The following is an 8,186-nucleotide window of genomic DNA, read 5'->3' as shown; positions in this document are numbered from 1 at the left end:
ACATGGATTGCGGAGGCTTGTTTCTGGCCATCACATCGCCTCCCGCTTGACAGGTTTGCCAGGCTGCGCCTTTTTGCCACCGAACAGGCTCGGCGTGCGCCCTTCGGTGACTTCCCGGAAACCGAAACCACCCGCTCCCCTCAGTACGTAGGCATCCTCTTCGAACTCGCGGTGCGTCGTGGGGATAACGTAGCGATCCTCGTAAGCTGCGAGCGCCATGATGCGATACATCTCGTCAATCGTGGCGCCAGTGAGACCGACCCGCTGCGCGATGCTCTCGTCTTCCACCCCGTGGACACGCTTGCCTCGCATGTAGGCACGCATCGCGAGCATTCGCTCAAGCCCCTGCGCGATGGGAGCCTCGTCACCGGCGGTAAGCAAGTTGGCCAGGTATTTGAGCGGTATGCGCAAGGAACGCACGTCCGGCATTCCGTCTTTTTCCGAAATCTTGCCAGCTTCTGCCGCTGACTGGATCGGCGACAGCGGCGGCACATACCAGACCATCGGTAGCGTGCGATATTCAGGGTGGAGCGGGAAGGCGATTTTCCATTCCACTGCCATCTTGTAGACCGGGGAGCGCATCGCAGCCTGGATCCATGCCTCGGGTATTCCGTCCAGTCGGGCTTGTGCCTGGACTTCCGGATCATGAGGATCGAGAAACAGCGACAGCTGGGCAGGGTAGAGATCTTTGGGATCCTCGACCGACGCCGCCTCTTCGATCCTGTCAGCGTCATAGAGCACGACGCCCAGATAGCGGATACGACCGACACAGGTTTCAGAGCAAACGGTGGGTTGGCCGGTTTCGATCCGCGGGTAGCAGAAGATGCACTTCTCCGACTTTCCGCTGGCCCAATTGTAGTAGATTTTCTTGTAAGGGCACGCGGAGACGCACATCCGCCAACCCCGGCACTTTTCCTGGTCTATCAGGACGATTCCGTCTTCCTCGCGCTTGTAGATCGCGCCCGAGGGACACGCAGCGAGACAGGTTGGATTCAGGCAGTGCTCGCAAAGGCGCGGAAGGTACATGAGGAAGGTCTTCTCGAACTCTCCGTATATCTCCTTCTCGATGTCGGCGAAGTTGTAATCCTCAGACCTCTTGGCGAACTCGCCGCCCAGCATATCCTCCCAGTTGCCCGACCATTCGATCTTCTTCAGGTACTCGCCTGTCAGCAGCGAGCGTGGCCGCGCTGTCGGCTGAGCCTTGAGCTCCGGTGCCTTGTGAAGCCACTCGTAATCGAAGGTGTAGGGTTCGTAGAAATCGTCGATTTCCGGCAGACTGGGATTAGCGAAGATCTTTGAAAGGATCCGCCATTTAGAGCCCAATTTGGGTTCGATCCGGCCATTGGCGCGCCGATGCCACCCGCCATTCCAGCGCTCCTGGTTCTCCCAGTCCTTTGGATAGCCGATACCCGGCTTGGATTCGACGTTGTTGAACCAGGCGTATTCGACTCCTTCTCGGTTGGTCCACACATTCTTGCAGGTGATCGAGCAGGTGTGGCAGCCGATGCACTTGTCCAAATTGAGGACCATCGGGATCTGGGCGCGAATTCTCATCGTGCGATCTCCTGCCGCGCTTTCACGGTTCTGGTGTCCGCCCTGTCGAATGTGTCGGCCTTGTCGAACCAGTTGATCTCGCTCATCTTGCGAACGATAACGAATTCGTCGCGGTTCGCACCGACGGTGCCGTAGTAATTGAAGCCGTAGGCGAGTTGGGCATAGCCGCCGATCATATGCGTCGGCTTCATGTTGATGCGCGTGACCGAGTTGTGGATGCCGCCGCGAAGGCCGGTCACCTCCGAACCGACAGTGTTCACCAGCTTCTCTTGCGCGTGATACATGATGGCGGATCCCGGCATGATCCGCTGCGAGACGATCGCGCGCGCGGTCAGGGCACCGTTGATGTTGAACACCTCGATCCAGTCATTGTCGACGATCCCCGCCTCTTTGGCATCATCCTCGCTGATCCACACCGCCGGACCACCTCGATTGAGCGAGAGCATGATCAGGTTCTCGGTATAGGTCGAATGGATGCCCCATTTCTGGTGCGGGGTTAGCAGGTTGAGCTGGATTTCCTTGTTACCGTTGGGCAGCTTGCCGAGCACCTGTCGCACGGTGCGCGTGTCGATGGGCGGACGCCAGGTGACGAAGCCCTCGCCGAATGCCCGCATCCACTGGTGGTCCTGGTAGAGCGACTGCCTTCCGGTCAGCGTCCTCCACGGTATCAGTTCGTGCACGTTGGTGTAGCCGGCATTGTAGCAGACATGTTCGCTCTCGAGGCCGGACCACGTGGGCGATGATATGATCTTTCGTGGTTGAGCGACGATGTCGCGGAAGCGGATCTTCTCCTCTTCCTTCCCCTCGGCGAGATGCAGATGATCGAGACCGGTGGTCTCGCCCAATGCAGCCCACGCCTTCACAGCCACCTCGCCATTCGTTTCAGGGGCCAGCATAAGGATCGTCTCGCAAGCGTCGATGTCGCTGTCGATGCGCGGGCGGCCGGCAGTTGCTTCCTGCAACGACATCCCGTTGAGTGCCGCCAAGAGCGCCACCTCATGCTTTGTGTCCCAGTTGATGCCTTTGGATCCGTTGCCGAACTTTTCCAACGCGGGACCGAGCGAGGTGAAGCGTGCGAACGTCGCCGGATAATCGCGCTCGATTACATGGATCGTCGCCATCGTCTTGCCCGGAACCGGATCACATTCACCCCGCCCCCAATCCTTGGGGTCGAAGGGTTGCGCGATTTCGTTCGGACTGTCGTGCTGGATCGGGCAAAGCACGACGTCGTGCTCCACCCCGAGAACCTCGGGAGCAATCTTCGAGAAGGCTTCCGCGATACCGCGGAAGATAGCCCAGTCACTCCGCGCCTCCCACGCAGGATCCACCGCCGCCGTCAGCGGGTGAATGAAGGGATGCATGTCGGTAGTGTTGAGATCGTTCTTCTCATACCAGGTCGCGGTCGGGAGAACGATGTCGGAATACAGGCTGGTGGTCGACATGCGGAAGTCGATGTTGACCATCAGGTCCAGTTTTCCTTCCGGAGCCTCTTCGTGCCACACCACTTCGCTCGGCCGCACTACGCCGCTTTCTTCTCCGTCAACGCCAACCACACCGTGCATCGAGCCAACGAAGTGCTTAAGGAAGTATTCGTGACCCTTCCCGCTGGCGCCAAGCACGTTGGAGCGCCAGAAAAACATGTTGCGCGGCCAGTTGCGCGGATCGTCGGGATCGGCATTGGCGAACTGGAGTTCGCCGGATTGCAGCTTTTTCGGAATGACTTCATTGGCATCGTCGCCGGATTTATTCAGGGCTGCTCCGACCTCGAGCGAATTCTGGTGCAGTTGCGGGGCCGACGGCAACCAACCCATCCGTTCGGCGCGCACGTTGTAGTCGATGATCGAGCCGGTCCAATCCGCCTTGGGGGCGGTGGGCGATATGATGTCGTCGATGGTCATCGTTTCGTAGCGCCATTGGTCGGTATGCGCATAGAAGAAGCTGGTCGCGTTCATCTGCCGCGGCGGACGAGTCCAGTCGGTCGCCATTGCAAGCGGCAGCCAACCGGTCTGGGGCCGCAGCTTCTCCTGCCCGACGTAATGCGACCAGCCGCCGCCCGACTGGCCGATGCAGCCGCACATCACGAGCAGCGCGATGATCCCGCGGTAGCTCATGTCCATGTGATACCAGTGGTTAAGGCCTGCCCCCAGGATGACCATCGAACGGCCCATCGTGGCATCGGCGTTTGCGGCGAAGTCGCGCGCGGTCTGGATGATGGCGTCTCGGGGAACGCCCGTCACGCGCTCTGCCCACGCGGGAGTGAAGGGAATGTCATCGTCGAACGACCGCGCGACGTTCTCGCCGCCGAAGCCCCGATCAACGCCGTAATTGGCGCAGAACAGGTCGAAGACGGTCGTCGCCAATATGCGCTCGCCGTTGGCCAGCTCGATTTCGCGAGCCGGCACGTTGCGCATCAGAATTGAATCGTGATCGGTCGCGACGAAGCCATTCGAGGCCTCGGAACCGAAATACGGAAAGCCCACCGACACGATCTGGTCGTGGTCGTGCTTGAGTGTCGTGGACAAACGCAGCGGTTTGCCATTCCTGTCGACTTCGGCGAGGTTCCAGTGGCCCTTTTCGCCCCAACGATGACCCGCGCTCCCAAGCGGACAGACAACCTTGCCGTCTGCATCGTTCAGGGCGACGGGCTTCCATTCCGGATGGTCGGTTTCCCCGAGATTTTTCTTGAAGTCCGAGGCGCGAAGGTGCCGGTCAGCCACCAGTCGGCCATCCTGCTCGGTCAATTTTACGAGAAACGGGAAATCGCTGTATTTGCGCGTGTAGTCGCTGAAATAATCCGACATGCGGTCGACGTAGAACTCACGCAGCACGACATGACCAAAAGCGAGCGCCAGCGCCGCGTCGGTCCCCTGCTTGGGATGGAGCCACATGTCGGAGAACTTGGCTGCCTCGTTATAGTCCGGCGAGATGACTACACTCTTGGTGCCGCGATACCGTGCTTCAGTGTAGAAATGGGCATCGGGTGTGCGCGTCATCGGCACGTTCGAACCCCAGACCAGCAGGTAGCTTGAATTATACCAGTCGGCGCTTTCGGGAACGTCTGTCTGCTCGCCCCAGGTTTGCGGGCTCGATGGCGGGAGGTCGCAATACCAGTCGTAGAAGCTCAACACCGTGCCGCCGATCAGCGACAGATACCGGCTTCCCGCTGCATAGCTGATCATCGACATGGCTGGGATTGGTGAGAAGCCAGCTATCCGATCAGGTCCGTATTCCCGGATCGTGTAGGCGTTGGCCGCCGCGATGATCTCGTTCACTTCTTCCCAGGATGAACGCACCAGGCCGCCGCGCCCGCGACGCTTGACCCAGTCCGACCGTTTGTCTTGATCGGAGACAATCGAGGTCCATGCAGCGACCGGGCTCATGGTGCGACGCGCCTCGCGCCAATGGTTAAGCAGACGTGCGCGGACCATCGGGTATTTCACACGCGTTCCGGAATAGAGATACCAGCTGTAGCTTGCACCGCGAGGACATCCGCGGGGCTCGTGATTGGGCAGGTCAGGGCGTGTGCGCGGGTAATCGGTCTGCTGCGTTTCCCAGGTAACAATGCCGCCCTTGACGTAGATCTTCCATGAGCACGAGCCGGTGCAATTCACGCCGTGGGTCGAACGCACGATCTTGTCGGCTGCCCAGCGCTTGCGATAGGCGTCTTCCCATTGCCGCGATTCATCGGTGGTGATGCCGTGCCCATCGGAAAAGCTGTCCTGCATCCGCTTGAAGAATGTCAGCCGGTCGAGAAAGTGGCTCATGATTAAGGATCCTCAGGCAGTTGCCGGTATGGAGCGACGAATCTCGATGGAACGTAACAGCCCGCGGGGGCCGGTGTAGGCGATCCATGTCAAAAGCGCGCAGCTGACGAAAAAGGCGAAAAAGCACCACAAGGCGGCGTTGGCAGTGCCGGTCAGATCGATCGACGAGCCGTAGGCTTTGGGGATATAGAACGCTCCGTAGGCGGCGATCGCAGAAGTGAAGCCGATGATTGCCGCACTCTCGCGCTCGGCTTGCACGCGCTGCTCTTCGGCAGACAGTTCCGGTGCCAATCTGGAAATTTCGGAACGCATGATGTTTGGAATCATCTGGAAGGTCGATGCGTTGCCCACGCCGCTGGCGAAGAAGAGCAGCAGGACCATTCCGAAGAAGCCCCAGAAGTCGCCAGCGTCGAGGAACCAGATCATACCTACGACCGCCGCCATCATCACTAGAAACACGACAAATGTGACACGGGCTCCGCCAAACCGGTCGGCAACCCAACCGGTGAGAGCCCGCGAGAGCGCGCCGATGAACGGGCCGATGAAGGCGTATCGCAACGCATCGACCTCTGGGAACACGAGCTTGGTGAGCAGCGGAAACCCTGCCGACATCCCGATGAAGGTGCCGAAGGTTCCGGTGTAGAGCCAGCACATCAGCCACGTGTGTGTGCGGCCGAAGATCGCTGCCTGGTCAGCAAAGGACGACTTGGCCGAAGCGATATCGTTCATCCCGAACCAAGCCGCGATCGTGCCGACCATGATCAGCGGCACCCAGACGAAGCCTGCGTTCTGCAGATAGAGGCGCGCACCATCGTCTGCGACTTGCGCCTGGCCGCCAAGCGCGCCGAAAAGCCCCATGGTGATGACAACCGGTACCAGGAATTGCATCGCGCTTACGCCGAGATTGCCGAAGCCGGCATTGATCGCGAGTGCGTTCCCCTTTTCGGCTTTCGGGAAGAAGTAGCTGATATTGGCCATGGACGAGGCAAAATTACCGCCACCGAAACCACACAGCAGAGCCAGGACGAGGAAGATGAAGAATGGCGTTGCCGGGTCCTGGACTGCATAGCCGATGCCGAATGCCGGGATGAGCAGAGACGCGGTGGATACGGCAGTCCAGAATCTTCCGCCGAAGACCGGTACCAGAAAGGAATAGAAGATCCGCAAGGTCGCACCCGACAGGCCGGGAAGCGCAGCAAGCCAGAAAAGCTGGTTGGTGGTGAAGGCGAATCCGAGACCCGGCAGCTTGGCAACGACAACGGACCACACCATCCAGACAGCGAAGGCCAGGAACAGGTTGTAGGTCGAGATCCACAGATTGCGCCGAGCGATCGACCGACCTTTCGCCTGCCAGAAGACCGGATCTTCCGGTCGCCAGTCGGACAGCACGCCAGCATCTGAACGGGACTGTTCGCGAGCCGGCTCATCCGCCGCTATACGATCGCTTGCAACCGCGCCGGTCGGGGGCATCGCATAAGCCGCTGATCGCCTTGGTTCCGACGATCTGGCATGAGTCGTCGTTACATCTTCACCAAGTCCTTTCATCTCGGGCAGTTCGGGCATCTCGTCGGATCGTCCCTCAACCGCGTGCGTGTGTTCCATGTGCTGGATCGCGAAATGCATCCAGAGAAGCGAGACCGTCACGATCAGGAAGAGCAGGGCGAAGCTGCTCGTCCAGATGCCGGTGAGATCGAGCATGGCGCCGAACGTGAGCGGGAGTACAAAACCGCCAAGGCCGCCCATCATCCCGACGAGGCCGCCGACGGCCCCGACCCGATTGGGATAGTAGACGGGTATGTGCTTGTAGACTGCCGCCTTGCCGAGACTCATGAAGAAGCCGAGTACGAAGATCGTCACGAGGAAAGGCACAAGGCTCATCTGCGTGGAGAACTCGATCGGGCCATTGACCCCTTCAATCACATAGCGGGTGGGCGGATAGCTGAGCAGGAAGGTGCAGAGCGACGATACGCCGAAAGTCCAGTAGAGCACCCGACGTGCGCCATATTTGTCCGAAAGATGGCCGCCATAAATGCGGAACAGGCTGGCAGGAACCGAATAGAAGGCCGCGAGCATCCCGGCTTCCCTGATGCCCATATCGTATACGCCCATCACATAACGGGGGAGCCACAAGGACAGAGCGACGAAGGCACCGAAAACGAAGAAATAGTAGAGCGAAAACCGCCACACCTGAACGTTGCGCAGAACCTTGAGTTGCTCCCGCATAGGCTCGGGTCTTTTGCCGGCGGCCCTGCGTGCGAGCAGTTGCGGATCTTCCGGCGAAGAGATGTAGAAGACCGCTGCGATTACTACGAGTGCGACCGCCCAGATTTGGGCTACTGCCGTCCATCCTGCTGCCACCATCACAAATGGAGCGACAAACTTGGTCACTGCCGCACCGACGTTGCCAGCACCGAATATACCGAGTGCAGTGCCTTGTTTGCCAGGCGGGTAGAAGGTGGAAACGTAGGCAACCCCGACCGAGAACGCTCCACCGGCGAAGCCGACGCCGAGACCGGCGACCAAAAGCAGGAGATAGCTATCGGCATAGGAAACCAGAAAAGTCGCGATAGCGGCGGCTACCATCGTGAGCGCTAGTATCCGACGCCCCCCGAACTGATCGGCCCAGACACCGAGAAACACGCGGGAAAGCGAGCCGGTCAGGATCGGCGTTCCTACGAGCAGGCCGAACTCCGTTTCCGAGAGGCTCAGCTCGTCCTTAATCCCGATGCCGATGATGGCGAAAATCGTCCAAACGGCAAAGCAGGCGGTAAAAGCGATCGTGCTCAGCCAGGTCGCACGGCCAGCACCGGGGGAAGGAGTAGCGAAAACCGGACTGCTCATGAACCGCCCTTTCGAGAATCGAGACGT

General features: G+C 59.7%; 3 protein-coding genes. All 3 read right to left on the bottom strand.

The features are described from left to right. Positions 1-30: 30 nt before the first annotated feature. Genes narH through U0988_RS09850 form a run of 3 tightly spaced genes read right to left on the bottom strand, consistent with a single transcriptional unit; the run spans position 31 to position 8,159 of the window. On the bottom strand, positions 31-1,554 hold the full coding sequence (narH, locus tag U0988_RS09860) for a nitrate reductase subunit beta (RefSeq protein ID WP_322292453.1): 1,524 nt from the start codon (positions 1,552-1,554) through the stop codon (positions 31-33). After that, positions 1,551-5,318, bottom strand: a complete 3,768-nt coding sequence (locus U0988_RS09855) for a nitrate reductase subunit alpha (RefSeq protein ID WP_322292452.1) — start codon at positions 5,316-5,318, stop codon at positions 1,551-1,553. The genes narH and U0988_RS09855 overlap by 4 nt, the downstream gene beginning before the upstream one ends. Positions 5,319-5,330: 12 nt before the next feature. Next, a complete protein-coding gene (locus tag U0988_RS09850; protein WP_322292451.1) occupies positions 5,331-8,159 on the bottom strand; it encodes an MFS transporter in 2,829 nt (942 codons plus the stop codon). Between the last annotated feature and the right edge of the window lie 27 nt (positions 8,160-8,186).

Source organism: Allopontixanthobacter sp. (genome assembly GCF_034376665.1).
Classification (GTDB): Bacteria; Pseudomonadota; Alphaproteobacteria; order Sphingomonadales; family Sphingomonadaceae; genus Allopontixanthobacter.
This window is presented reverse-complemented; position numbering and strand designations above follow the sequence as displayed.